Here is a 25,790-nt window from a genome sequence, read left to right on the forward strand (position 1 = left end):
CAGCGACAGGCGAGCGAGCGGGGCGCTCACGCCTCCTGCGTGTGGGCGCGGGTGCGCGCGGCGTCGTCCGCGTCGTCCTCCATGGAGCGGTTGGCCGCCATGTTCGCCTTGGCGCGGTCCACGCGGTCGACGACCTTCCTGGAGGCGCGGTCGCGCTCACCGCGCAGCACGATGTAGCTGATGGGCGCGGAGATCACCAGGCCGAGCAGCGCGATCCACAGCCAGTAGGAGCCACCGATGCCAGCGGGCACGATGCCGGTGGCGACGAGACCCCAGACGACGAGGAAGCAGCCCACGAAGATCCCGAGCCGCATCAGCGTGTAGCGGAGCATGTCAATCCACTCTTCCGTTCCGAAATGGTGTCCTTACAGGACGAGCGCCCCTCCAGTGAAGCACGGGGAGGGGCACCCGATTCCAGCGGGGGCTCGCGGCGCCGGATCGGCGCGCCCGGATCGGCGCGCCCGGAAGCGGCGCGTCAGATCAGCCAGCGGTTCTTGCGGACGGCGGGCAGCTGGGCCCACACCCCACCGAAGCCGTAGTAGCGGCCGGCCCCGGTCGCCGCGGTGATCAGCAGGACGAGGGCGATCATCCAGTGGTCGTCCATGAACGGGTTGCTGTCGGGCCACAGCGAGACGAGCCACATGAAGGCCATCATCAGCGTGCCCGCGGCGGCCGCGACCCGCATGCCGATGCCGAGGACCATGGCGAGGCCGACGCCGAGCAGGCCGAGCATGAAGACCAGGTCGAGCCACCAGGCGCCGGCCACGGAGTCAAACATGTGGGCGAAGGGGCCGGTCGTGCCGTGCAGCAGGAAGCCCTCGGTGGGGCTGCCGCCGTTCAGCCAGCTTCCGCTGGAGGGCGTCGCCTTCCCGAAGCCGAAGGTCTTGTCCAGGAAGGCCCACAGGAAGTAGAAGCCGACGAGGACGCGGGACGCGGCGAGGATGCCGCGGGCGGCGGGTGCACGGACGACGACGTCGTCCTGGCTGCCGGCGCTCCGGCGTGGGGCGCCCGTGGCGCCGTGTCGGGCGGGACTGTCCGATGCGTGGAGAGCCATGACCGTTGCCTTCTTCCTTGTGCGCGGTGCGGTGTGCGCGGTGCGGTGTGCGCGGTGCCGTGTGCTCGGTGCCGTGCGGTGCGTTCGCTCGTGAATACATTCACAAGCTACGCCCGGTACTTAGCCCGTCCCTACGGCCGAAGGTCCCGATACGGACGTCCGAACGTCACGACCTCGCCTCTGGTTACGCTCGGGCGCATGCGCACCACGACTCCCCTCACACCTCCCCTCACCTTCGAACTCGACCCGGCCGTCGACCCCGACCTGCGCGACGGGCTCCTCGCCCTGTGGTCGGACGTCACGAACGCCGGCGGCGCGGTCGGCTTCGTCCCGCCGGTCACGCCGGAGGACATACGCCCCGAGCTGGTCAAGCGCCTCGCCGACCTCGCCGGGGGCCGGACCCGGCTCCTCGTGGGCCGCGACGAGCAGGGGCGGGTCGCGGCGTCGGCCTTCCTCGCGTACAACCAACACCGCCTGATGAAGCACCACTTGTGGCTCTACACGGTGATGGTTCACCCCGGTCACCAGGGCAAGGGGTACGGTCGCGCGCTGATGTCGGCCGCCGCGGATTTCGCCCGCTCTTTCGAGGGCATCGAGGCCATCCGCCTCACCTGTCGCGGGGGGACGGGGGCGGATGCGTTCTACGCGGCGTGCGGCTACAAGGAGGTCGGCCGCGTCCCCGGCGCGATCCGGGTGGCCCCCGGCGACGACCGCGACGACGTCCACATGCTGCTGCCGCTCTAAAGATCGGGGCTCCGCCCCGGACCCCGCGCCTCAAACGCCGGCGGGGCTGTTATCAAGCCCCTGCGGCGATTGAGCAGCGGGGTCCGGGGCGGAGCCCCGTGGCCGGTGGACGGTCGCCCGCCGACATCACACGCGCATCGGCTGCGGCTCATCCCGCCGCCCGGCGTCGGCCCCCTCGTACTCCCGGATGATCTCGTACCGCGTATTGCGCTCCACCGGCCGGAACCCCGCGTCCCGGATCAGATCGAGCAGATCCTCACGCGTCATCTTGTTCGGCGTACCGTAATTGTCCGCGTCATGCGTGATCTTGTACTCGACGACCGAGCCGTCCATGTCGTCCGCCCCGTGCTGCAGCGCGAGCTGCGTGGTGTGCAGACCGTGCATGACCCAGAAGCACTTCACGTGCGGCACGTTGTCGAACAGCAGCCGCGACACGGCGAAGGTCTTCAGCGCCTCCGCGCCCGTGGCCATCGTCGTCCGCGCCTGCAGCTTGTTGCGGACCTTGCCGTCCTTCATGTCGACGAAGTCGTGCTGGTAGCGCAGCGGGATGAAGACCTGGAAACCGCCGGTCTCGTCCTGCAGTTCACGCAGCCGCAGCACGTGGTCGACGCGGTGCCGGGGCTCCTCGATGTGCCCGTACAGCATCGTCGAGGGCGTCTTGAGGCCCTTCTCGTGCGCGAGTCGGTGGATCCGCGACCAGTCCTCCCAGTGGGTGTCGTGGTCGACGATGTGCTGCCGGATCTCCCAGTCGAAGATCTCGGCGCCGCCACCGGTGAGGGACTCGAGCCCCGCCTCGATCAGCTCGTCGAGAATCTCGCTCGCGCTCATCCCGGAGATCTTCTCGAAGTGATGGATCTCGGTCGCCGTGAAGGCCTTGAGCCCGACGTTCGGCAGGGCCTCCTTGAGGGCCTTCAGGGAGCGCGGGTAGTAGCGCCACGGAAGGTTCGGGTGCAGCCCGTTGACGATGTGGAGTTCCGTGAGGTTCTCCGACTCCATCGCCTGGGCGAGCTTGACCGCCTCCTCGATGCGCATCGTGTAGGCGTCCTTCTCGCCGGGCTTGCGCTGGAAGGAGCAGTAGGCGCACGAAGCGGTGCACACGTTCGTCATGTTCAGATGACGGTTGACGTTGAAGTGCACGACGTCGCCGTTCTTACGCGTGCGCACCTCGTGGGCGAGGCCGCCGAGCCAGGCCAGGTCGTCCGACTCGTAGAGCGCGATGCCGTCCTCGCGGGACAGCCGCTCACCGTCCCTGACCTTCTGCTCCAGCTCGCGCTTGAGCCCTGCGTCCATGCCCGTACCTTCCCTCAACTCAACAGACCAGCCCACCGTACGCCCCGAGGCTCACACCTCTTCGGGAAGCTCCCCCACCCGGTTCTCCCACTTCGTGGAGAGAATGATCGTGGTGCGCGTCCGGGACACGCCCTTCGTGCCGCTGAGGCGACGGATCGTCCGCTCCAGGCTGTCGACGTCGCCCGCGCGGACCTTCAGCATGTACGAGTCGTCGCCCGCGATGAACCAGCAGTCCTCGATCTCGTGCAGATCGCGCAGGCGGTGCGCCACGTCCTCGTGGTCGGCCGCGTCGGAGAGCGAGATGCCGATGAGGGCGGTGACGCCGAGGCCGAGCGAGGCGGAGTCGACGGTGGCGCGGTAGCCGGTGATCACGCCGGCCGCCTCGAGGCGGTTGATACGGTCCGTGACACTGGGTCCGGACAGACCGACGAGCCGGCCCAACTCCGCATACGAGGCGCGGCCGTTCTCGCGCAGGGCCTGGATGAGCTGCCTGTCCACGGCGTCCATAAGGTCCAATGCCTTTCATTGTTCAGCGTTGACGCGAGCTTATGTGTGCGATCGAAGGCGCGCTAGGGTTTGTCCCCGCGAAATCTAAAGTCCATCGTTTGGATCAGTGAAGATCCATCGGATACCGGGTCCCCCGCCGAGAAGCACCGAGACCGGCCTCCCGGTCCGCGTCACTCGGGTTCACGGGAGCCTCCCCCGAGCTCGCCCTCCCAGCGGCGGTACAGCGTGTGCGGCACTCCCGCCGCGTCGAGCGTCCGCCCCGCGACGAAGTCCACGAGATCCTGGATGTGCGTCGCCCCCGCGTAGAACGCCGGTGAGGCGGGCAGCACCACGGCGCCCGCCTCGTCGAGCGTCACCAGGTGCTTGAGCGTCTGCCCGTTCAGCGGCGTCTCCCGTACGGCGACGATCAGCGGCCGCCGTTCCTTGAGCGTCACGCTCGCCGCGCGCTGCAGCAGGTCCTTCGAGAGCCCGAGCGCGACACCGGCCACGCACGCCGTCGAGGCGGGCACGATGATCATGCCCTTGACCGGGTACGAGCCGGAGGAAGGACCGGCCGCGAGATCACCGGCGGGCCAGTACCGCACGTCGTCGAGGCCGATGCCGGCGAACGTGTCCGGCTTGCCGTCGGCGCCGCGCGCCAGCCACTCCGCCAGGTCCTCGCGCCAGTGCGCGTCCCGCAGGGGGATCCCCGTCTCGTCGAGCAGCGTGAGCCGCGAGGCGCGTGAGACGACGAGGTCCACGGATTCGCCCGCCGCGAGCAGCGCGCGCAGCACGGAAGCGGCGTACGGGGTACCTGACGCTCCGGACACCCCGACGACCCAGGGCCTGCGGCTGCTTGCTTTGACGTGCTCCACACCACGAGCCTATCCGGCGGCCCCGGAGGGGAACTTGCGCAGGGGCGACGAGCGTTCTTTCCATGACGGGCGGGGGCTGGGATGACGTACGAGGACGGATCGGGCCGAGCGGCGGTGCGGCGCCGGCCGACGCGCGAGCGGGCGCTGACGGCGGGCAAGGTGATGCTCGCCTGGGTGGCGCTGCTCTGGCTCCTCGAAGCGGTCGACGCGGCATCGGGCCACGCGCTGGACACCTTCGGCATTCAGCCGCGCGAGGCCTCCGAGCTGATCGACGTCGTCCCGGCGTCCTTCATCCACTTCGGCTTCGCCCACGTCGCGGCGAACTCGATACCCCTGCTGGTCCTCGGCTTCGTCGCGGCCCTCGGCGGCCTGCGCCGCTTCTTCCTGGCCTGCGCCCTGATCGTCGTCGCGGACGGCCTCGGGGTGTGGCTGGTGGCCCCGTCCCACACGAACACGGCGGGTGCGTCGGGCCTCATATTCGGCCTGTTCGCCTTCGTCGTCCTGTCCGGCTTCGTGGAGCGCCGCCCGCTCGGCATCGTCGTCGGCGTGCTCATAGCCGCGTACTGGGGCACGTCGTTCCTGGCGGGGCTCTCCCCCACGAACGACGGGGTGAGCTGGCAGGGGCATCTGATCGGGCTCGCGGCGGGGGTGGCGGCGGCGTTCGTGTTCCGCCGCCGCCCGTCGGACCTGGACCGGCCGGGACCAGCCTAGACCGTCAGCCCCCGCACCAGCAGATCCAGCAGCGCGCACACGAAGAGTGCGATGCCGATGAAGCCGTTGACCTGGAAGAACGCGCGGTTCAGGCGGGAGAGGTCGTGGGGCTTCACGATCGTGTGCTCGTAGAGGAAGGCGCCCGCGACGATCACGAGGCCGACCCAGAAGAAGGTGCCCGCGTCGGTGGCCAGGGCGTACCAGACGAACAGGGCCGTCGTGAGGGTGTGGCAGACGCGCGCGCCCCAGATCGCTCCCGGGATACCGAAGCGCGCCGGGACCGACTTCACGCCGACCTCGCGGTCCGTCTCCACGTCCTGGCAGGCGTAGATCAGGTCGAAGCCGCCGATCCAGATGCCGACGGCGAGGCCGAGGATCACCGCGGTCCAGGACCACTCGCCCGTGATCGCGATCCACGCGCCGATCGGGCCCATCGCCTGGGCGAGGCCGAGGATCGCCTGCGGGAAGTTCGTGAACCGCTTGCCGTACGGGTAGACGACCATCGGGATCACCGCGATGGGCGCGAGGGCCAGGCAGAGCGGGTTCAGGAGCGCCGCCGAGCCCAAGAAGACGACCACGGCGATCAGTGCGCCGGTCCACGCCGACTTCACCGACACCGCGCCCGTCACCAGCTCACGGTGCGCGGTGCGCGGATTGCGGGCGTCGATCTCGCGGTCGATGATCCGGTTCGCCGCCATCGCGAACGTCCGCAGGCCGACCATGCAGATGGTGACCAGGAGGAGGCGGCCCCAGTGGATGTTCTCGTCCAGCTGGAACATCGCCGTCAGGGCGGCGATGTACGCGAAGGGCAGCGCGAAGACCGAATGCTCGATCATGACCAGGCGCAGAAACGCCCTGGTCCGTCCCGGCTGCTGCGGGATTGCTGCTGAAGCGCTGGTCACTAGAGTCCGTACTCCTTCCAACGGCGGTCCACCAGGGCCGCCGTACGGGGGTCGGAGACGACCATCTCGGGCCAGCCTCCGTCCCTCGTGTAGCCCTCCTCGGGCAACTTCTTCGTCGCGTCGATGCCCGCCTTGCCGCCCCAGAACTGCTGGTACGAGGCGTGGTCGAGGTGGTCGACAGGCCCCTCGGCCACGGTCAGGTCACGGGCGTAGTCCGTGTTCCCGAGCGCGCGCCACGAGACTTCATGAAGATCGTGCACGTCGCAATCCGAGTCGACGACGACGATGAGCTTCGTCAGCGACATCATGTGCGCGCCCCAGATCGCGCTCATCACCTTCTGGGCGTGCTTCGGGTACTTCTTGTCGATCGAGACGATCGCGCAGTTGTGGAAGCCGCCGGACTCCGGCAGGTGGTAGTCCACGATGTCCGGGACGATCACCTTGAGCAGCGGCAGGAAGAAGCGCTCCGTGGCGCGGCCGAGCGGGCCGTCCTCCGTCGGCGGGCGGCCCACCACGATCGACTGGAGCAGCGGACGCTTCCGCATCGTCACGCAGTCGATCTTCAGCGCCGGGAAGGGTTCCTGCGGCGTGTAGAAACCGGTGTGGTCGCCGAAGGGGCCCTCGGGCAGCATCTCGCCCGGCTCAAGCCAGCCCTCGATGACGACCTCGGCGTTGGCCGGGACCTGGAGCGGCACCGTCTTGCAGTCGACCATCTCGACGCGCTTGCCCTGGATGAACCCGGCCAGCATGTACTCGTCCATGTCACCGGGCAGCGGGGCCGACGACGCGTACGTCACGGCCGGCGGGCACCCGAAGGCGATGGCGACGGGCAGCTTCTCGCCTCGCTTGGCGGCCACCTGGTAGTGGTTCCGGCTGTCCTTGTGGATCTGCCAGTGCATGCCGATGGTGCGCTTGTCGTGGCGCTGCAGCCGGTAGAGCCCGAGGTTGCGCACGCCGGACTCCGGGTCCTTGGTGTGCGTGAGCCCCAGGTTGAAGAAGGAGCCGCCGTCCTCGGGCCAGGTGAAGAGCGCGGGGAGCTTGTCGAGATCGACGTCCTCGCCGTGCAGCACCACCTCCTGAACGGGGGCCGCGTCCGACTTCACCTTCTTCGGCGGTACGTGGGTCATCGCGCCGAGCTTGCCGAACGCCTCGCGGATGCCGACGAAGCCCTGCGGCAGCTCCGGCTTCAGCAGGCCGCCGATCTTGTCGCTGATGTCGTTGTACGACTTGAGTCCGAGCGCCTTGAGGAGCCGGCGGTCGGTGCCGTACACGTTCATCGCGAGGGGCATCGACGCGCCCTTCACGTTCTCGAAGAGGAGGGCGGGGCCGCCGGCCTTGTTCACCCGGTCGACGATCTCACCGACCTCCAAGTACGGGTCGACCTCGGCCTTGATGCGCTTCAGGTCGCCCTCGCGCTCCAGAGCCCTGAGCAGGGAGCGAAGATCGTCGTAAGCCATGCGTTCCAGTATCGGGCAACCAGTACCCTGGCCGAGTCACCGGGGGCCCGATGTGCCCCGTTCCGCTCCTTGGGGGACCGCGACACGATGCTGCGCTACTTGCCGTTCCTGCTGGTCCTTGCGCTCTGGATCTACACGTTCATCGACTGTCTGAACACCCCGGAGAAAGAGGTGCGGGGCCTGCCCAAGCTGGCCTGGGTCTTCATCATCCTGCTCTTCGGCCAGGTACTGCTCGGCCCGATCGCCTGGCTGGTGGCGGGCAGGCCGCGGCGCGCCCCGGCGGGCGGCAGGGCGCGGTTCGTCGCACCCGACGACAACCCCGAGTTCCTGCGGTCCCTGAGGGACGACGACAAAAAGGACGAATGAGCACCATGGATCCCGATCTCGCCCGCACCTGGCTCGCCACCGCCGTGGAGGAGGCGAGGGACGGCCTCGCCGAAGGGGGCATCCCGATCGGCGCCGCCCTGTACTCCGCCGACGGCAAGGTGCTCGGCCGCGGCCACAACCGGCGCGTGCAGGACGCCGACCCGTCCGTGCACGGGGAGACCGACGCCTTTCGCAGGGCGGGCCGGCAGCGCACGTACAAGGGCACCACGATGGTGACCACGCTCAGCCCCTGCTGGTACTGCTCGGGCCTGGTGCGGCAGTTCGGCATCTCGCGCGTGATCATCGGCGAGGCGCGCACCTTCCACGGCGGGCACGACTGGCTCGCCGAGCACGGCGTGGAGGTCGTCCTCCTCGACGACCCCGAGTGCGTCGGCATGATGGCGGACTTCATCGCGGCGAAGCCGGAGCTGTGGAACGAGGACATCGGCGAGTAGCCGTTGAGGGGGCGCGTACAAGGTGTACGTCTGCGCGCCTCCTGATGCGGACAGTGCGCCTCTGGCCGGTGCGGCCGGGCACGCGGACACTCAGGGGGCATGACCACCGCCTCCGGTACCGCTCCCAGCGGCACGCCCACGCCGCCGCCCGCCTACGGCGACAAGATCGTCGCCGTGGAGACGGCCGGGGCGGAGCCGATCCCCGATGCCGAACGGCACGGCGGGCCACGGCAGCTGCTGTGGACCTGGGCCTCGCCGAACATCGAGTTCGCGACCGTCTACATCGGCGTGATCTCCGTGCTGTTCTTCGGCCTCAGCTTCTGGCAGGCGGCCGCGGCCCTGCTGCTCGGCACCGCGCTCGGCGCACTGACGCAGGGAATCCTCTCGCTGGACGGACCGCGGTTCGGCGTGCCGCAGATGGCGATCGGGCGCCTCGCCTTCGGCTTCCGGGGCAATGCACTGCCGGCGGGGGTCAACGCGCTGGTGGCGGGCGTCGGCTGGTTCGCCGTGAACAGCGTCAGCGCGGCCTTCGCGCTGAACACGCTGACCGGCCTGCGGCCGCTCCCCTCCCTCCTCCTGGTGGTCGCGGCCGAGATCCTCATCGGCTTCATCGGCCACAACTTCGTGCACGCCTTCGAGCGGTACGCGTTCCCGGTGCTCGCCGTCGTCTTCCTGGCGGCGGGTGTCTGGACGTTCGGCGAGGCGGATCTTTCGGCGGCCGGCGGCGGGGGCGGCATCGGCGGGTTCCTGCTCGCGTTCAGCTCGGCGTGGGGGTACGCGGCGGGCTGGAACCCCAACGCGTCGGACTACTCGCGCTATCTGCCGCGCACCGCGAACCGCTTCCGTACGGTGCTGTATCCGGCGCTCGGCCTGTTCCTCTCGGTCTCGGTCGTGGCGCTGACCGGCGCGGCCTCGGCGACGATCGCGGCGCCCGCGGGGGCGTCGCCCACCGCCGCGTTCACCGGCCATCTCCCGTCCTGGCTCGCCCACTTGGTGCTGCTGGCGATCATCCTGGGCGCGGTCTCGGCGAACGCCCTCAACATCTACTCGTCCGCCATGTCGATCACCTCCAGCGGCCTGCGGCTGCCCCGGTGGCTCGGCCGCGGCGCGCTGGTCGTCCTCACGGGCTGCGCCGGCACGGCCGCCGCGTGGTCCTCGCTCTCCGACGCGGGGCACGCGTACGAGACGTTCCTGCTGGTGATCGCGTACTGGATCGCGCCCTGGCTGGGCGTGGTGCTCACGGAGCGGTGGCGCTCGCGGCGCACGGCCGAGGCCGAGCTCGCCGGCCGCCTCGCGAACCCCGGCTTCTCCAACTGGCCAGGGTTCGCCGCCCTGCTGGCGGGCATCGCGGTCTCCGTCCCGCTCTTCTCGAACCAGGAGCGGTACGTCGGCTGGGCAGCACGGCACTGGCCCTCACTCGGCGACGTGACCTGCCTGGCCGGCTTCGCCGTGAGCGCGGTGGTGTACGCGACCGTCTGCCGCCTGTCCGCCGCACGCCGCTGACGCGACCGGATCATTCAGCCCCTCCGGCGTTTGAGGAGCGCCCTTTAAGCCCCTGCGGCGATTGAGCAGCGGGGTCCGGGGCGGAGCCCCGCGGCTTCACGCCGGTGTCCAGCGCTGACCGGTGCCGCCGGAGCAGGACGCCGTCGTGACCCCATCGCCATACCCGGCAGGGTCCAGGCAGCCGCCGGTCTTCGTGCTGACCAGTGAGCCGTTCTTCCCCCAGTTCCACACGATGCCGAGGCCCGAGCACCCGGCCACCGTCACGCTCTGCCCGTCGTAGGCGTTCGTGAGGCACATGTCGGTCGACGCGTTGTAGAGCCGGAAGCTGCCGCCGCTGCTCAGGAGCTTCCAGTCGGCGTCGGCGCCCGAGCAGCCGCCCATGGCGACGCTGGGCCCCGACGTACGGACCATGCAGCTGCCGTTGGAGGCGTTCCTCAGCTGGTACGTACCGGACGTCGGCCCGGTCACTCCGGAGCCGCTCCCGCCACCACTGCCCCCAGAAGCCGAACCACCGCCGGATGTACCGGTCCCACCGCCGCCCGACGAACTCCCGCCGTCACCAGCGGAGTTGTCACCTCCCCCGGCCCCCGCTCCCCCGGCCGCGCCACCCCGCCCCTCGTCGGCGGCGGGCGACCGCGAGCCGTCCGGCTTCTCCTTCGCCTCGGACTTCTCCGAATCCGGCTTCGGCGAGCCCTTCCGCTTCTTCGCCGACGCCGACTCCTTCGGCGACTCCCCCGGCGCCCCGGCCGACGCGGGGACGGAGACCGACGGCGAAGGGCCGGCCGCGCGGTCGCCCTCGCTGCCGTACGGAAGGTTCCTGATGGCGAGCGTGGCCCCCGACACCACCACGACCACGGGAATGACGGCGAACAGGACGCGCCTGCGCCGCCGTTCCTCCCGCGTTCGCTTCGTCCGCACCGGCTCGCGCGGCGTCACCTCCGGCTCGTCCGGCACGGCGGGGGCTTCGGGCGGCGCGAGTGTCCCCTCCGGCACCCGCGCCGCGAACCCCGCCCGCTGGGCGAGCAGGTCAAGAACGGCCGGCGACCAGGCGGGAGCGCCCAACGCGTCGTCACCGCCCGCGAGTTCGACGAGTTCGGCGGCGCTCGGCCGCCCCTCCGGGGCCTTGCCCAGGCACGAGGCGACCACCTCCGCGAGCCGCGGATCGCATTCCCGCACCGGCTCCAGGTCTGCCTCGTCGTGCACGATCCGGTACAGCGGGCTGCCCGCGTCCCCGTCCCCGAACGGCCAGCGCCCGCCGGCCGCGTACGCGAGGAGCAGGCCGAGCGCGAACACGTCGGACGCGCTGGTCAACCGCCGTGATCCCGAGGCCTGTTCGGGCGACATGTAGGCCGGGGTGCCGACGACGAGGCCGGTCCGGGTCAGCTGGCTCTGCTCGGCGGCCCGCGCGATCCCGAAGTCGATGAGGGTGACACCGGCACCGGTGAGCATCACGTTGGACGGTTTGAGGTCCCGGTGCACCATGTCGCGCGCGTGCACGGCCCGCAGGCCCGCGGCCGCCTCCCGCAGAAGCGACCACAGGCCGGGGCCGTCGAGCGGTCCCCCGTGCCGCTCGACGGCCTCGGCCAGGGTGATCCCTGGGACGTACTCCGTGGCGAACCACGGCGGGTCGGCCTCCCGGTCGCTGGCGAGCAGCGGCGCGGTGGCCTCGGCGGGCAGCCGGGCGAGATTGTCCATCTCCTGCCCGAAGCGGCGCACGAAGCCGTGGTCCTCGGCGACCACGGACGCGAGCATCTGCTTGACCGCCGCGAACCTTCCGTCCACGACGCCGAGATACACCCGCCCCATGCCACCGGCACCGAGCCGCCCCACCAGCGGGATCGAACCGATGGCCCGTGGATCCCGCGCCAGCAGCGGCTCCGCACCGCTGCCGGATAACTCCAACCCGTTGTCCGACACGGAGATCAGTGTGGCTCAGCACCCTACTGAACTGGAGTGACTTTCTAGAAATTCACTATAGAAACACAGGCTTCCGGATGGTGCCTTAGGCTGGTCGTCGACATGAGCCCCAAGCAACAGCGCGGCGCGGAAACCGTCGACCGCCTCCTGGATGCCGCGCTGCGCGTCTACGCGGACGCGGGCGAGCAGGGCATCACCGTCAGCTCCCTGACGCACACGGGCGGGGCCAGTCCCGGCAGCCTGTACCACCACTTCGGCAGCGTCGACGGGCTGATGCAGGCGCTGTTGCTGCGCTGGCTCGGCCGGCTCCTCGACGAACTCACCGCGGCCCTCGAACGCTCCCGCGCCCCGCGCACCGGGATCCGCGCGGTGGTCGAAACGTATCTGCGCTTCATCCGCGAACACCCCGATGCCTCCCGCCTGTTGCACTCCTCGTACGCGGACCGGCTGGGGATGGCGCAGGCCCGCCAGTTGCGCGACGCGCAGGAGGCCCGGCTCTCCCCGCTCACCGAGTGGATGCGGCAGCACGTCGACTCCGGAGCGATCGCCCCGCTGCCCGCGCCGCTCATCGAGGCGCTGGTGCTCGGCCCGGTCGTCGGCCTCGCGCGCGGCTGGCTCGCCGGGACGCACGAGACCGACCTCGATCACGCCGCGCGCGTCCTGTCGGAGCGGATCTGGCGCTCGCTGGCCCCCTGACCGGCCCGCCCGGCCCGCACGACCCGGGCCGCGCACGCCGCCTGAAGTAGCTCACCGAGCAGTTCCGGGTCGCCGACCTCCGCGCCGAGCAGCGACTCGATGCGCTCCAGGCGCTGGTAGAAGGACTGCCGTCCGATGTGCAGGAGCGCGGCGGTACGCGTGGGGCTGCAGCCGTGCCGCAGATGCACCTCCAGGGTGCGCACGAGGTCGCTGCCGTACGCCGCCTGCCACTGGAGGAGCGGTCCGAGGACATCGCCGACGAGCCGCGTCAGCCGCTCCCGGTTGGCCTCCACACCGCCCCGGGTCAGCTCCCGCTCCAGGGCGAGCGACCGCGAGGACGTCACCAACGGCCCTTCGGCGAGCGCCGGTTCGGCCGCAGGTACGGTCAGCGCCAGCTCCAGCGTCGTACGGGCCGTGCGCAGCGTGTCGCTCCAGCGCAGCCACCCGTCGTCCGCGGCGACCGCGGGACCGACCGCCACCGTGAGCCCCGGCGCGGCCGCCCCACGGAAGGCGTCGAGGACCGCGCGCACCGTGTCCCGCCCCGCGGGCCCCGCCACGAGCGCGAGCACGTCACCGGGGAACGCCGCACACAGCGCGCCCTGCCCCGCCACCCGGTCGACCGCCGCACGGGCCGCCGCCGCCGGACCGTGCACGGAGACCCCGACGAGCCGCACCCCGGGCCCCGGCCGGAACCCGGCGAGCGCCGAACGCGCCTGCACCTCAGGCTGGTTGAGCGCCTGCCGCTCGGCCAGGTCGGCGAGCAGCGCGGCCGAGTGGTCGGCGCCCCGCAGCGTCACCGCGGGGCGGGCGGCGAGCCCGTGGGTGACGATGGCCCGGTTCGCGGCCTCCGCGATCCGCACGAACGGCACGACCCGCCGCAACGCGACCAACGGGAAACCCAACTCCCGTGCCGCTGCCACCACTTCGGACGGCATACGCTCCAGGGACCGCCCCACCTCCACGGCGAGGCCCACCGCCCCGCGCGCCGTCAACTCCCGTACGTAGCGGCGCAGCGCACCCTCGTCGGCGTCGAGGAACGCGAACCCGTTCGTCAGCAGCAGCTCCCCGCCGTCCAGGAAGCCCGCACCTTCGTACACCTCGCTGGAATGCACCCAGCGCACGGGCCGGTCCAACCCGCCCTCCCCTGCGAGCAGTTCGGGTTCGGCGCCGCCGACGACGTCGAGGCGCAGGATCTCGCGGAGCGTGAGAGCGGACACGGGGCCTCCCGGTGGGCACGCGCGCGTGCGGACATTCCGTCGGGGTGGGGACGGCCGGGACAGTACGCCCCGCACGTTGCCCCGGTGTTTCGGCGCCACGAGAGTGGACCACATGACCGCTTCCCCGGGCGCCGCGCCCCGCATTCCGACCATCGACCTGTTGCCGTGGATGTCCGGCGATCCACAGGCCCGTGACGCGATCGCCGCCACCGTCGACGACGCGCTGCGCACGGCCGGGTTCCTGCTGGTCACCGGCCACGGCGTCGACCCGGGCCTGCGCACCCGGATCCGGGACGCGGCCCGCGGCTTCTTCCGGCTGCCCGCGTCCGTGAAGGAGCCGTACAGCGTCCAGGTCGGCGGCCGCGGCTGGCTCGGCCCGGGCGCCGAAGCCAACGGCTACTCCGAGGGCACCGAGACACCGCCCGACCTGAAGGAGTCCCTGTCCTTCGCCACGGCGACGGCCTTCGACGACCCGGCGGTGCGCGCCGAGTGGTCGGGCGAGAACGTCTTCCCGGCCGAATCGCCCGAGCTGCGCGCACTCGTGGAGACGTACCTGGAGCAGATGCGGACGCTCTCCGACCGGCTGCTCGAACTCCTCGCGGTCGCCCTCGCCGAACCCGCCGACTTCTTCACCCGGCACACCGCGCACCCCACCTGGGGCTTCAACATCAACTGGTATCCGGGCACGGAGGTCGTCGGCACCCCGGAGCCCGGCCAGTTCCGGATCGGCCCGCACACCGACTTCGGCACGGTGACGGTGCTCGACCGGCAGGCCGGGAAGGGCGGCCTCCAGGTGTTCACGGACGAGGGCGGCTGGGAGGACGCCCCGTACGATCCGGACGCCTTCACCATCAACATCGGCGATCTGATGGCCCGCTGGACCGGCGACCGCTGGCGCTCCGGCCGGCACCGCGTCCTGCCGCCGCCGGCGGACACGCCCGCCGAGGAGCTGATGTCGCTCGTCTACTTCTACGAGTGCGACCCGCGCACGAGGGTCGAGCCGCTGCCCGCCCCGAAGGGCCGCGTCGCGTACGAGCCGGTGGACTCGCACACGTATCTGCGCGGGAAGCTGGACGCGATCACGGTGGTCTGACCCGCGTACGCGAAAGGCCGGCCCCGCGGGACCGGCCTTTCACCACTGCGCTGAGGGGGGGGTCACACCCCGGCGTACGAGTGCTTGCCCGTGACGAAGATGTTCACGCCGTAGTAGTTGAAGATCCAGCAGCCGAAGGCGATCAGCGCCAGGTAGGCGGCCTTGCGGCCCTTCCAGCCGGCGGTCGCGCGGGCGTGCAGGTAGCAGGCGTAGGCGACCCAGGTGATGAACGACCAGGTCTCCTTGGGGTCCCAGCCCCAGTAGCGGCCCCACGCGTCGCCGGCCCAGATGGCGCCCGCGATGATCGTGAACGTCCACAGCGGGAAGACGGCCGCGTTCACGCGGTACGAGAACTTGTCCAGGGACTGCGAGGCGGGCAGCCGCTCCATGACGGAGGTCGCGAACCGGCCGGGCTGTCCGCCGGTCGCGAGCTTGTTCTCGTAGGAGTCCTTGAAGAGGTACAGGAGCGTGCCGACCGCGCCGACGTAGAAGACCGCGCCGCAGAAGATCGCCGTCGAGACGTGGATGTACAGCCAGTACGAGTGCAGCGCCGGCACCAGTTGGTCGCTGGACGTGTACAGCACGGTGGTGGCGAGGCCGAGGTCGAGCAGGACCGTGATGACCAGGGGCAGGCCGAGCCAGCGCACGTTCTTCTTCAGCGCGAGCAGCACCAGGTAGATGCCGACGGCCACGGTGGAGAAGGTGATGGAGAACTCGTACATGTTGCCCCACGGGGCCCGCTCCACCGAGAGCGCGCGCGTGAGCACGCCGCCGAACTCGATGATGAACGCAAGGGCCGTGAGAGAGATGGCGATGCGCCCGTACAGGTCGCCCTGCGCGTCACCGGCGGCGGCGCCGGGCCCGTCAGGCACATCGCGCGCGCCGGCGGCGGCACGGGTGACGACCTGCGGCCGGTCGAGGACGGCCGTGGAGCCCTTCTGCTGGACCGTGACGGCGGGCGCGGCGGCCTTCTCCTCGGCCTTGCCGGTCAGCGCGGCGGCCGTTCGGCCGACCTTGCTGCGGCTACCGAAGATCCACTCGGCCATGTTCGCGAAGAACGCGAGCAGATACACGGCCATCGACGAGTAGATGAGGACGTTACTGGTGTGAGCCAGGTTCTCGTTGACTGCGGCGGCGAGAGTCACTTCTCAGCCCCTTCGGCGGCAGGAACAGCGGTGGTTGATGCGGAGGTTGCTGTGGGTTGACTGGGGGCGGGGGCGCTCGGCGCCTCGTTGTGCAGCTGCTCGACCAAGGAGCCCAGCTCCTCCGGCAGCTTCGCGGACTCGCTGCGGCCGAGGCCCGCCATCTCGACGACGGTCACCCCGTCGGGGCCCTCGACGGCGCGCACCCAGACGCGGCGGCGCTGGATGAACAGGGACCCGGCGAGGCCGAAGATCGCGGCGATGGCGCCGCCGAGTGCCCAGGTGTCACCGGGCTGGTGGGAGATCTGGAAGGTGACCCATTCCTTGATGTCCTTGTCGAACGTGATGGAGCCCGCCCCGTTCGGCAGCTTCATCGTCTCGCCGGGCAGCAGCCGCTGCTTGAGCGCCTTGCCCTTGGAGTCCTTGAAGGCCTTCATGTGCGAGGTGTCCAGCTGGTACACGTTCTGCGGAAGGCCGGCGTCCACGCCGAGGTCGCCGTGGGTCGCGTTCAGCGCGAGGACGGGGTAGTCGAGCCCGGGGAACTGGGACAGCATCGTGCCCTTGCCCGCGCCCGCGAACGTCGGGACGAACCAGGCGGCGAAGCCCAGCTGTTCCTTCTTGCCCTTGGCGTCGCGGTAGCCGTCCATCACCTTGATGGCGCCCTGCGAGGAGATGTTGGAGTCGATCGGCAGCATCGGCACGGTCTGCTCCGAGACGACCTTGCCCTTGCCGTCGCGGACCGTGACGGGGACCGCGTAGCCGTGCCCGTTGAGGAAGATCTTGGTGCCGTCGATGTCCAGCGGGTGGTTGGACTCGATCTTCGCCTTCTTCGTCTTGTCGCCCGAACCCTCGGTGTAGTTGACATCCGCACGGAAGACGCGCGGCGTGCCCTTTTCGGGCCCGGTGCGCTCGTACGTGGCCGTGAACTTGTCGAGCGTGAAGCTGAACGGCGACAGGTCGTGGTCGCTGTCGAAGAGGTTGCCGGACTTGAAGTCGTCGTACTGGGTGAGGGTGTTGGCGAACCCGTCGCCCTCGGTGACGAGCTTGCCGCCCTCGAACTTGAACAGCTGGCCCCAGGCGAAGGCGATCAGCATCACGATCAGCGCGATGTGGAAGGCGAGGTTGCCGACCTCGCGCAGGTACCCCTTCTCGGCGGCGACCGCGTTGCCCGCGAGGTGCGCGCGGTAGCGGCGCTTCTTCATCATCGCGAGGGCGGCGGTGCGCACCTGCTCGGGGTCGGCCCCGGTCCGCCACGTCGCGTACGCGGGCAGCCGGCCGAGCCGCTTGGGCGCACCCGGCGGGCGGCCGCGCAGCTGCCCGACGAACTGCCAGGTGCGCGGCACGATGCAGCCGATGAGGGAGATGAACAGCAGCAGGTAGATCGCGGAGAACCACACCGAGCCGTAGACGTGGAAGAAGCCGATCTTGTCGTAGACCGACGCGAGCGTCCCGTGGGCCTCGCGGAAGTCGGCGACCTTGGTCGGGTCCGTGCCCTCCTGCGGGATCAGGGAGCCGGGGATGGCGCCGAGGGAGAGCAGGAACAGCAGGATCAGGGCGACCCGCATCGAGGTGAGCTGCCGCCAGAACCAGCGGACCCAGCCGATGACACCGAGCTTGGGCAGGGTGGGCGACCGGTCCTCTTGTGGAGCGGTGCTCAGTTGTGACGCGGCTTCGAGCTCAGTGGGGTCGCCACCGCTCTGGACGTCGTCGGTCGTCTTGCTCATGGATCAGATTCCCACCTGGAAGCCGGTGGACCAGGTCCGCATCTGCCCCACGAGGGCGTCCCACGCGCCCGTGAGCAGAAGAACTCCGGTCAGGATCATCATGATGCCGCCGATGCGCATCACCCACGTGTAGTGCTGCTTGACCCAGCCGAACGCGCCGAGCGCCTTGCGGAAGGCGATCGCGGCGAGCACGAAGGGCAGGCCGAGACCGAGGCAGTACGCGATGGTCAGTATGGCCCCGCGGCCGGCGGTGCTCTGCACCGAGGAGAGGCCGATCACGGAGGCGAGGGTCGGGCCGATGCAGGGCGTCCAGCCGATGCCGAACAGCGCGCCGAGGACCGGGGCTCCGGCCAGGCCGGCGGCGGGCTTCTTGTGGAAGCGGATCTCCCGCTGCGTCACCCAGGGCATGAAGCCCATGAAGAAGACGCCCATGAGGATCATGAGGACGCCGAGCACCTTGCTCAGCACCCCCTGGTACTCCTGGAGCGTCTGCCCGAAGAAGCCGAACAGCGCGCCGCCGGAGACGAAGACGGCGGTGAATCCGAGCACGAACAGGCTGGCGCCCGCCGCCATCCGGCCCCGCCGCTGCTCCATCAGGTCGGTGCCGGTGATGCCGGTCACGTACGACAGGTAGCCGGGGACGAGGGGCAGTACGCACGGCGAGAAGAAGGAGACCAGGCCGCCGAGGAGAGCCACGGGGACGGCCAGGAGCAGCGCGCCGTCCGTGACGGTGTCACCGGCGGCGAGTGTGACGAGGGAGGAGCTCACCTTCGCTCACTTCTCCGCGATGACCGGCGCGACCATCTTGCGCAGGGCCTTCTCGCTGAGTGGCTTGAGCGAACGCGCGGCGATCTTCCCCTCGCGGTCGACGACGATCGTCGAGGGGATGGCCTGCGGGTTGAGCGTGCCCTTCTCGAACTTGAGGAGCAGCCGGCCCGTCGGGTCGTAATAGCTCGGGTACGGGACCCCGTAGGCCTCCTCGAACTTCTTGGCCGGGCTGGTGCGGGGGTCCCGGGTGTTGATGCCGAGGAACTGGACGCCCTGCTTCTCGGTGTCCTTGGCGACCTTCACGAAGTTCGGGGCCTCGGCGCGGCACGGCGGGCACCAGGAGCCCCAGACGTTGAGGACGACGACCTTGCCCTTGTAGTCGGACATGTCGAGCTGCTTGCCCTCGAGGTCCTTGCCCTTCAGGGAGGGGGCGTCGTGCCGCTCGCCCTTCTTGACGGTGGCGATGCCGCCGGACCCGGTGACGAAGTTGGTGTTGTTGCCGCCGCCCGACGTACCGCCGGAGCCGCAGGCCGTCAGCGCGAGGGCCGCGACGGCGGCACCTACGGTCAGCTTGGCGGCGCGGCGCTTCGTCGCGGTGGTGCGGGGGGTGCGGGAGGCGGCACTCATGTGAAAAGTTTCGCATGTCTGTTTAGGGGATCTTCCGCACCCCCCTCGCGCTGGGAAAATCCCACTTCAGGAGGGGTTTGCGAGGAACGTGCGCCAGCCCTCGGAGGGCCGCTGTCCCACGTCGAGCGTACGCAGCTTCGCCAGCGTTTTCGGGTCCTGCGCGTCGAGCCAGTCGGCGAACTGCCGGAAGGAGACGAGCCGCACGTCACGGTGTTTCTCGGCGGTGCCCGCGATGTGCTTCAGCGCGTCCTCGACGGCGTCCATGTAGATGCCGCCGTTCCACTCCTCGAAGTGGTTGCCGATGAAGAACGGCGCCCGGTTCGTCTCGTATGCCCGCTTGAATCCCTGGATGTACGCCTGCGTGGACTGCCGTCTCCAGCCCGGGTAGTTGGCGGCGGGCGCGCGCGTGGAGTTGAGGGACTGGTTGGCCAGCATGTTGTAGTCCATCGACAGGACCTCGAAGCTCCGGCCGGGGAACGGGACGGCCTGCAACGGCAGATCCCAGACCCCGAGCCGCTTGTCCGGCCACCGCTGCACGCCGCCCGGCGAGGACGCGTCGTAGCGCCAGCCGAGTTCGCGGGCGGTGGGCAGCAGGCTGTTCTGGCCGAGCAGACAGGACGTGCGGCCGCCGACGAGTTCCTTGTCGTAGTCGAAGGGCAGCGCGGGCAGGTCCTCCCAGCCCGTGTGCGTACGCCACTTCTTCACGAAGGACGTGGCCTGCTCGATCTCGTCGCGCCACTGCGCGGGCGTCCAGTTGGCGACGGATCCGGATCCCGCGCAGAAGTGCCCGTTGAAGTGCGTGCCGATCTCGTGCCCTTCGAGCCAGGCACGGCGGACGTACTTCAGGGTCTCCTTGATGTGCGCGTCGGTCAGGTAACCGATGTCGGAGGCGCCCACCGGGTTGTTCGGCGGACGGTAGAGGCGCTGCTTCGACTCGGGCAGCAGGTACAGGCCCGAGAGGAAGAACGTCATGTGCGCGCCGTGGTCCTCGGCGAGCTTCAGGAAGCGCGGGAAGAGACCATTGCCCACCTCACCCGCGCCGTCCCAGGAGAAGACCACGAACTGCGGCGGCTTCTGGCCGGGTTCGAGCCGCTCCGGCCTGCCAGGCTGGTGGGGCTGGGGCCCGGTGTACGCCGTCGAGCCGTCGCCGATGGGTCTCAACTGCTTCCGGCCGGGCGGGCCCGCCTTGCCGTGCCGCTCCGGACCGACCCTCGACGCACCGCCCGTACCGCCCGTACCGCACCCGGCGAGCAGCGCCCCTGCCGCAGCGCCCGCGCCGAGTCCGAGCAGTCCCCTGCGACCCACGTCCCACATACCGTTGTCCCCATTCCTCACGCCACCCCATTCACAGGGGCGCCCGGGAAGAGGGCATGTGGAACACGCGGGTTCCGGTAAACGGTCCGGTTTTGCGGCGATTTGAAGAGGTACGCGAAAGGCCGCCGTGTTGACGGCGGCCTTTCGCGGAGTTGTTGCCGAGCCGTTTCCCCGGGCTCAGGCCCCGAAGGCCTTGTCCTTGCCCTTGACCGGCTTCGCGCCCGCCCGCAGATGAGCCGGGACGAGATCGATGGCGGGCTCGCTGTAGCCCACGGACACGATCTTGTCGCCCTGGTACGTGAACGTCGTCAGCGAGGCGAGCGTGCACTGCCGCTTGCGCGGGTCGTGCCACAGGCGCCGCTTCTCGACGTACGACCGCACGATCCAGATGGGCAGCTGGTGGCTGACGCACACCGCCTCGTGCCCGCGCGCCGCGTCCTTCGCCGCGTCGAGCGCGCCCATCATCCGCACGACCTGGTCGACGTACGGCTCGCCCCAGGACGGCTTGAACGGGTTGACCAGGTGCTTCCAGTTCTCCGGGTTCTTCAGCGCGCCGTCGCCGACGCCGAAGGTCTTGCCCTGGAAGACGTTGCCCGCCTCGATGAGCCGCTCGTCGCCGTCCAGGTCGAGGCCGTGCGCCTTCGCGATCGGCGTCGCCGTCTCCTGCGCCCGGTCCAGCGGGGACGCCACGACGTGCGTGATGTCGCGCGCGGAGAGGTGCTCGGCGACCCGGTCGGCCATCCGGCGGCCGAGGTCGGAGAGGTGGTAGTCGGGCAGGCGCCCGTACAGGATGCCGTCCGGGTTGTGCACCTCGCCGTGGCGCATCAGATGGACGACGGTGATGTCGTCGCCGGACTTCGGGGCGCTCATGCCGTGGCCTTCGCGGCGGCGCGGGCGGCGGCCGGCAGCGCGGCCTCGATGCGCGCGATCGCCCGCTCGTCGTGGGCCGTCGAGACGAACCAGGACTCGAAGGCCGAAGGCGGCAGGTACACGCCCTGCTCCAGCATCGAGTGGAAGAACGGGCCGAAGCGGAAGGCGTCCTGCCGCTTCGCGTCCTCGTAGTTGGTGACCTCGTTCTCCGTGAAGAACACGGTGAACATGTTGGACGCGTTCTGCACGCGGTGCGCGACACCTTCCTTGGTGAGCGCCTGCGAGACCAGCGAACGCAGCTGCTCGCTCGTCGCGTTCACCTTGGCGTACGCCGCGTCGTCGAGCAGCCGCAGCTGGGCGACGCCCGCGGCGGTGGCGACGGGGTTACCGGACAGCGTGCCCGCCTGGTAGACAGGGCCCGCCGGGGCGAGGTGCGCCATCACGTCGGCACGGCCACCGAACGCGGCGGCGGGGAAGCCACCGCCCATGACCTTGCCGAAGGTCATCAGGTCGGGCACCACACCGTCGACGCCGAACCAGCCGGCCTTCGACGTACGGAAGCCGGTCATCACCTCGTCGGAGACGAACAGCGCGCCGTTCTCGGCGCACACGTCCTTGAGCCCCTGGTTGAAGCCCGCCTTGGGCGGCACGACGCCCATGTTGCCGGGCGAGGCCTCCGTGATGACGCAGGCGATCTCGCCGGGGTGCGCGGCGAACGCGGCCCGCACGGCCTCGATGTCGTTGTACGGCAGGACGATCGTGTCGCCGGCCTGCGCGCCCGTGACACCCGGAGTGTCCGGCAGGCCCAGCGTGGCGACGCCGGAACCCGCGGCGGCGAGCAGCGCGTCGACGTGCCCGTGGTAGCACCCGGCGAACTTGATGACCTTCGCCCGACCCGTGAACCCGCGGGCGAGCCGGATCGCCGACATGGTCGCCTCCGTCCCGGAGGACACGAGCCGCACCTGCTCGACGGGGTCGATCCGCTGGACGATCTCCTCGGCCAGCTCGACCTCCCCCGCGCCCGGCGTACCGAAGGAGGTGCCGCGCGCGACGGCCTCCTGCACGGCCGCGATGACCTCGGGGTGGGAATGGCCGAGGATCATCGGCCCCCACGAGCACACGAGGTCGACGTACTCGCGCCCGTCGGCATCGGTGAGATACGGACCGTTACCGGACACCATGAACCGGGGCGTTCCGCCCACCGCACGGAACGCGCGCACGGGCGAGTTCACGCCACCGGGCGTGACCGCTTCCGCACGGTCGAAAAGCCCCTGCGACGCGGGTGCCTCATAGGGATAGGGAGTGTTGTTCGCCTCTGCCATACCTCTCAGCGTACGGCCCACCCTCTCGCGCCCCGGCGCGCGGACCCGCGGGGACTCTAGACTCTGCCTCGCGCCACACCGCGGCGACACGTTTCGGCGGGGGACCGTGGGGGAGGTCACTGACACGATGATCGGGTTGCGCGCAGGTGGTCGCGCGGCCTACAAAAGGGGCCTGTGCGCCCTGGGGAACAGCAGTCGGGTGGAGATATGCATCGCGGTGGCGGACTGGGCGAGGGGACCGGTGACCTCGGCCCCCGGCGTGCCCGGCGGGGGAAGCACCGGCGCGAAGAGGACGCAGAGGGCGTAGCGGCCAGGGACATCAGGGACGGGGACGTCAGGGACGGGGACATCGGGAATGGTGGCCGGGTGGGGGTGACGTACAAATACTTCGGCGCGCCCGACGGCGCCACGGCAGCCCGCGTCCCGATCTCCATGCGCCCCGAGGAGCTCGGCGGTGACGAGCTGGGCATGGGCGGCATGTTCACCAAGATCAAACCGGAGACGATGGCCGCGATGGTCCTCACCGGCATAGAGGGCATACCGCTGCACAAGGTCCCGCCCCTGGAACTCGTCGTCCTGCACCCCGACTACGCGGTGGTCAAGCTCCCCATGACGGTCGTCGACCCGCTGCGCGGGGTCGGCGAGGAGTCCGTCGGCGCCGCGGCGTTCATCTGGTCCACGGTCCCCGACCGCGGCGGCCCGCGCGACGCGTTCAACGTGTACCAACTGCTGCACGAGTGGCAGGACTTCAGCCACCGGCTGCACGATGCGGGGCATCAGGCGTACTGCCTGGTGTGGCCGTAGCGGGCCCCTACAGCTCCGGCGGCCCCGCCTCGATCCTTCGCAGCACCGCCTCGTACGAGTCGATCGACCCGCCCGTCTGCAACTGCCGCTCGTCCCACCAGGTGGCCCCCGCGTCGGCCAGCGGCCCCACGACGTCGAGCGCGGCCGCCTTACCGGGTGGCGTGAGCCCGCCGACGACGAACTCGAAGGGGCCCTCCGCGGACTCCCGGTGCCCGTTCACGTACCGGACGACCTCCGCGAACCGCTCCGGACGCGGCGACACACCGTGCAGGGCGTCGGCGAACAACGGGGCCGCGCCGTCCCAGCGGGCCGCCCGGCGCATCGGCCGCCGGGCCGGCCAGAAGCCGCCGATCCAGACGGGCGGGCGGGGCCGCTGCACGGTCGCGGGCAGCAGCTGCGTCTCCTGTACGCGGAAGTGGGCGCCGTCGTGGTCCACCTCCGCGCCCGACCAGTACTGGGCGAGCAAGTCGAGGCCCTCGTCGAGGCGTTCGGCGTGCACGGTCCGGTCGACGGTGTCGCCGAAGCTCCCGTACTCGTCGTCGGCGGGGCCGCCGAGACCGGCGCCGAACACGACGCGGCCACCGCTGAGCGCGTCCAACGTGGCGACCTGGCGGGCGAGTTGCTCGGGCCGGTAGCGGGGCACGGCCGTGACGAGCGTGCCGACCTTGAGCCGGGACGTGGCCAGGGCCGCCGCCGTCAGCAGCATCCACGGGTCGCCGAAGGGCTTACCGCGCTGCACCTTCTTGTCGTGCACGACGTGGTCCCACAACAACAGGCCGTCCCAGCCCGCCTGTTCGGCCGCGACGGCCGTACGGGCGACGGTGTGGGCGTCGGCGAAGTCACCGAAGTTCGGGATGTTGACCGAATAGCGCATGCGGCCATGATGTCGGCCGGAGCGCCCGCCCGACAGGGCGCCGCGCGTCCTGCCCGGAGAGCGGCACGGAGAGCGGCACGGAGAGCGGCACAGAGAGCGGCACGGTCGGGGCCGAGGCGGCGGATCGCCTGTTCGGTGGGCGGCCGAAGGGCTTCTTCCCCGGCTCTCACCCGCGGCGCGCGCCTTCCGGGGAACACATGCGCACATGAAGATCGCGTTCCTGCTGCACAACGTGTACGCCGTCGGCGGCACGGCGCGCACCACGCTCAACCTCGCCGCCGCGCTCATCGAGCACGGCGGCCACGAGGTGGAGATCGTGTCGCTCTCCCGGCACCGGGAGACCCCACGCTTCCCGGTCGACCCGCGGATCACCCTCGTACCCCTGGTGGACCTGCATGCCGGTACGCCCGACAAGCTCCACCCCGCGTACGGGAAACGAGCGCGGGTCTACCCCACCGCCGACAAGCGCCACCACCAGTACACGCTGCTGCACGACCTGCGGGTACGCGAGTACCTGGAGGACCGGTGCGAGGCCGACGTCGTCATCGGGACGCGGCCCGGCCTCAATGTCTACCTGGCCCAGTGGGGGCCGAAGCGGGCGCTGCGGATCGCGCAGGAACACCTGCGGCACGACGCGCACAGCGGCCGACTGCTCAGGACACTCGCCCGGCGCTACAGGGCGCTGGACGCCCTGGTCACGGTCACGGAGGAGGACGCGGATGTGTACCGGGCCAGGATGCGGCTGCCCGGCGTGCGGATCCTCTCCGTGCCGAACATCGTGCCGCCGACCGATGTGCCGCCGTCGGACGGCAGCTCGAAGATCATCGCCGCGGCGGGCAGGCTCACCCCCGGCAAGCGCTACGACCTGCTCCTGGAGGCCTTCTCCGCGGTGTCGGCGAAGCATCCGGACTGGGAGCTGCGGATCTACGGCGGCGGCCGGCGGGAACCGCGTCTGCGGGCTCTCGTGGACGAGCTCGGTCTTGGCGGCCGGGCCCGGCTCATGGGGACGGTGTCACCGATCGAGCCGGAGTTCGCGCGGGCGTCGATCGTGGTGAGCGCCTCGGACGCGGAGTCCTTCGGGATGACGCTGGTGGAGGCGATGCGGTGCGGGGTGCCGGTGGTTTCGACGGACGCGCCGCTCGGTCCCGCCGAGATCATCACGGACGGGGTCGACGGGCGGCTCGTCCCCGTGGGGAACGCGAGTGCGCTCGCCGAGACGGTCATGGACCTCATCGAGGACGAGCCGGCCCGCCGGAAGATGGGCGCGGCGGCGATCACCTCCGCGCACCGGTACGACCCGGAGCCGATCGTGGCCCGCTATGCGGCCCTCTTCGCGGACCTGTCGGCGACTCGCCGGCGCCGGGCGTGGCAGCGGCTCCGCGCCCGCGCCACGAACCGGCTCCGCCGTGGGGGACGGTGAGTGGCCGGCCCCGCGCCGCCTACGCCACGGGGCTCCGCCCCGAACCCCGCGCCTCAAACGCCGGCGAGGCTTGATTTGCCGACGCCGCCCGCACATGCCACGGGGCTCCGCGCCTCAAACGCCGGCGGGGCTTGATTTTGCCGCAGGGGCTTGATTATC

25 protein-coding genes and 1 pseudogene are annotated in these 25,790 nt (G+C 70.6%); 9 read left to right on the top strand and 17 right to left on the bottom strand.

Annotated features, from left to right (window positions below):
* Positions 1–26 precede the first annotated feature (26 nt).
* On the bottom strand, positions 27–332 hold the full coding sequence (locus ACIRHA_RS31020) for a DUF4229 domain-containing protein (protein ID WP_403852726.1): 306 nt from the start codon (positions 330–332) through the stop codon (positions 27–29).
* A gap of 143 nt (positions 333–475) precedes the next feature.
* Positions 476–1,054 carry a DoxX family protein gene (locus ACIRHA_RS31025; RefSeq protein WP_403852728.1) on the bottom strand — a complete coding sequence of 193 codons (579 nt, stop codon included), beginning with the start codon at positions 1,052–1,054 and terminating at the stop codon, positions 476–478.
* Between the two features lie 198 nt (positions 1,055–1,252).
* On the opposite strand from ACIRHA_RS31025, the gene ACIRHA_RS31030 reads away from it, so the two are divergent.
* On the top strand, positions 1,253–1,798 hold the full coding sequence (locus ACIRHA_RS31030; RefSeq protein ID WP_403852730.1) for a GNAT family N-acetyltransferase: 546 nt from the start codon (positions 1,253–1,255) through the stop codon (positions 1,796–1,798).
* Between the two features lie 126 nt (positions 1,799–1,924).
* On the opposite strand, the gene mqnE is transcribed toward ACIRHA_RS31030, so the two are convergent.
* The 3 genes from mqnE to ACIRHA_RS31045 form a co-directional block, all read right to left on the bottom strand.
* Entirely contained in the window at positions 1,925–3,088 is a 1,164-nt protein-coding gene (mqnE, locus tag ACIRHA_RS31035) for an aminofutalosine synthase MqnE (RefSeq protein WP_403852732.1), read from the bottom strand.
* A gap of 51 nt (positions 3,089–3,139) precedes the next feature.
* The gene (locus ACIRHA_RS31040) at positions 3,140–3,595 is read right to left on the bottom strand and encodes an Lrp/AsnC family transcriptional regulator (protein ID WP_266712846.1); all 456 of its coding nucleotides are present in this window, start codon (positions 3,593–3,595) and stop codon (positions 3,140–3,142) included.
* A gap of 170 nt (positions 3,596–3,765) precedes the next feature.
* Entirely contained in the window at positions 3,766–4,449 is a 684-nt protein-coding gene (locus ACIRHA_RS31045) for a UbiX family flavin prenyltransferase (protein ID WP_403852734.1), read from the bottom strand.
* A gap of 81 nt (positions 4,450–4,530) precedes the next feature.
* Here ACIRHA_RS31045 and ACIRHA_RS31050 point away from each other — a divergent pair, with 81 nt between their 5' ends.
* On the top strand, positions 4,531–5,160 hold the full coding sequence (locus tag ACIRHA_RS31050; RefSeq protein WP_403852736.1) for a rhomboid family intramembrane serine protease: 630 nt from the start codon (positions 4,531–4,533) through the stop codon (positions 5,158–5,160).
* Here ACIRHA_RS31050 and mqnP read toward each other — a convergent pair.
* Entirely contained in the window at positions 5,157–6,062 is a 906-nt protein-coding gene (mqnP, locus tag ACIRHA_RS31055) for a menaquinone biosynthesis prenyltransferase MqnP (RefSeq protein WP_403852738.1), read from the bottom strand. The two genes, ACIRHA_RS31050 and mqnP, sit on opposite strands and share 4 nt — an antisense overlap.
* Positions 6,062–7,519, bottom strand: a complete 1,458-nt coding sequence (locus ACIRHA_RS31060) for a menaquinone biosynthesis decarboxylase (RefSeq protein ID WP_403852740.1) — start codon at positions 7,517–7,519, stop codon at positions 6,062–6,064. Before ACIRHA_RS31060 ends, mqnP begins: the two co-directional genes overlap by 1 nt.
* 69 nt (positions 7,520–7,588) lie before the next feature.
* On the opposite strand from ACIRHA_RS31060, the gene ACIRHA_RS31065 reads away from it, so the two are divergent.
* The 3 genes from ACIRHA_RS31065 to ACIRHA_RS31075 all read left to right on the top strand — a co-directional run bounded on the left by ACIRHA_RS31065 (position 7,589) and on the right by ACIRHA_RS31075 (position 9,843).
* The gene (locus tag ACIRHA_RS31065) at positions 7,589–7,885 is read left to right on the top strand and encodes a PLD nuclease N-terminal domain-containing protein (RefSeq protein WP_403852742.1); all 297 of its coding nucleotides are present in this window, start codon (positions 7,589–7,591) and stop codon (positions 7,883–7,885) included.
* Positions 7,886–7,890: 5 nt separating this feature from the next.
* Entirely contained in the window at positions 7,891–8,340 is a 450-nt protein-coding gene (locus tag ACIRHA_RS31070; protein ID WP_403852891.1) for a nucleoside deaminase, read from the top strand.
* Between the two features lie 99 nt (positions 8,341–8,439).
* Positions 8,440–9,843, top strand: coding sequence for a purine-cytosine permease family protein (locus ACIRHA_RS31075; protein WP_403852744.1), 1,404 nt, complete (start codon positions 8,440–8,442; stop codon positions 9,841–9,843).
* A gap of 96 nt (positions 9,844–9,939) precedes the next feature.
* On the opposite strand, the gene ACIRHA_RS31080 is transcribed toward ACIRHA_RS31075, so the two are convergent.
* Complete coding sequence (locus tag ACIRHA_RS31080) at positions 9,940–11,760, bottom strand: protein kinase (protein ID WP_403852746.1); 1,821 nt, start codon at positions 11,758–11,760, stop codon at positions 9,940–9,942.
* A gap of 102 nt (positions 11,761–11,862) precedes the next feature.
* Here ACIRHA_RS31080 and ACIRHA_RS31085 point away from each other — a divergent pair, with 102 nt between their 5' ends.
* On the top strand, positions 11,863–12,456 hold the full coding sequence (locus tag ACIRHA_RS31085; protein WP_403852748.1) for a TetR/AcrR family transcriptional regulator: 594 nt from the start codon (positions 11,863–11,865) through the stop codon (positions 12,454–12,456).
* Here the strand turns inward: ACIRHA_RS31085 and ACIRHA_RS31090 are convergent.
* The gene (locus tag ACIRHA_RS31090; RefSeq protein WP_403852750.1) at positions 12,405–13,673 is read right to left on the bottom strand and encodes a PucR family transcriptional regulator; all 1,269 of its coding nucleotides are present in this window, start codon (positions 13,671–13,673) and stop codon (positions 12,405–12,407) included. The genes ACIRHA_RS31085 and ACIRHA_RS31090 overlap by 52 nt on opposite strands.
* Before the next feature lie 112 nt (positions 13,674–13,785).
* Between ACIRHA_RS31090 and ACIRHA_RS31095 the strand changes: the two genes are divergently transcribed.
* Positions 13,786–14,766 (top strand): isopenicillin N synthase family dioxygenase, encoded by a 981-nt coding sequence (locus tag ACIRHA_RS31095; protein ID WP_403852751.1) that lies wholly within the window; start codon positions 13,786–13,788, stop codon positions 14,764–14,766.
* Between the two features lie 62 nt (positions 14,767–14,828).
* Here ACIRHA_RS31095 and ccsB read toward each other — a convergent pair whose 3' ends face one another.
* The 7 genes from ccsB to hemL all read right to left on the bottom strand — a co-directional run bounded on the left by ccsB (position 14,829) and on the right by hemL (position 22,533).
* A complete protein-coding gene (ccsB, locus tag ACIRHA_RS31100; protein ID WP_403852753.1) occupies positions 14,829–15,911 on the bottom strand; it encodes a c-type cytochrome biogenesis protein CcsB in 1,083 nt (360 codons plus the stop codon).
* A complete protein-coding gene (locus ACIRHA_RS31105; RefSeq protein ID WP_403852755.1) occupies positions 15,908–17,632 on the bottom strand; it encodes a cytochrome c biogenesis protein ResB in 1,725 nt (574 codons plus the stop codon). Before ACIRHA_RS31105 ends, ccsB begins: the two co-directional genes overlap by 4 nt.
* Positions 17,633–17,635: 3 nt before the next feature.
* Positions 17,636–18,400 carry a cytochrome c biogenesis CcdA family protein gene (locus ACIRHA_RS31110; protein ID WP_403852757.1) on the bottom strand — a complete coding sequence of 255 codons (765 nt, stop codon included), beginning with the start codon at positions 18,398–18,400 and terminating at the stop codon, positions 17,636–17,638.
* Between the two features lie 6 nt (positions 18,401–18,406).
* Complete coding sequence (locus ACIRHA_RS31115) at positions 18,407–19,027, bottom strand: TlpA family protein disulfide reductase (protein WP_403852759.1); 621 nt, start codon at positions 19,025–19,027, stop codon at positions 18,407–18,409.
* Between the two features lie 66 nt (positions 19,028–19,093).
* On the bottom strand, positions 19,094–20,341 hold the full coding sequence (locus tag ACIRHA_RS31120) for a hypothetical protein (RefSeq protein WP_403852761.1): 1,248 nt from the start codon (positions 20,339–20,341) through the stop codon (positions 19,094–19,096).
* 177 nt (positions 20,342–20,518) lie between these two features.
* Positions 20,519–21,211: a histidine phosphatase family protein gene (locus ACIRHA_RS31125; RefSeq protein ID WP_403852763.1), complete on the bottom strand. Its 693-nt coding sequence runs from the start codon at positions 21,209–21,211 to the stop codon at positions 20,519–20,521.
* Entirely contained in the window at positions 21,208–22,533 is a 1,326-nt protein-coding gene (hemL, locus tag ACIRHA_RS31130; RefSeq protein WP_403852765.1) for a glutamate-1-semialdehyde 2,1-aminomutase, read from the bottom strand. Before hemL ends, ACIRHA_RS31125 begins: the two co-directional genes overlap by 4 nt.
* 207 nt (positions 22,534–22,740) lie before the next feature.
* On the opposite strand from hemL, the gene ACIRHA_RS31135 reads away from it, so the two are divergent.
* Positions 22,741–23,337, top strand: coding sequence for a hypothetical protein (locus ACIRHA_RS31135; RefSeq protein ID WP_403852766.1), 597 nt, complete (start codon positions 22,741–22,743; stop codon positions 23,335–23,337).
* A gap of 7 nt (positions 23,338–23,344) precedes the next feature.
* Here the strand turns inward: ACIRHA_RS31135 and ACIRHA_RS31140 are convergent, their stop codons facing one another.
* The gene (locus ACIRHA_RS31140; protein WP_403852767.1) at positions 23,345–24,211 is read right to left on the bottom strand and encodes an LLM class flavin-dependent oxidoreductase; all 867 of its coding nucleotides are present in this window, start codon (positions 24,209–24,211) and stop codon (positions 23,345–23,347) included.
* 205 nt (positions 24,212–24,416) lie between these two features.
* Here ACIRHA_RS31140 and ACIRHA_RS31145 point away from each other — a divergent pair.
* Positions 24,417–25,628 (top strand): annotated as a pseudogene (locus ACIRHA_RS31145) (glycosyltransferase family 4 protein); the annotation flags it as partial.
* Positions 25,629–25,790: the final 162 nt, after the last annotated feature.

The organism is Streptomyces sp. NPDC102360 (assembly GCF_044766085.1).
Taxonomy (GTDB): Bacteria; Actinomycetota; Actinomycetes; order Streptomycetales; family Streptomycetaceae; genus Streptomyces.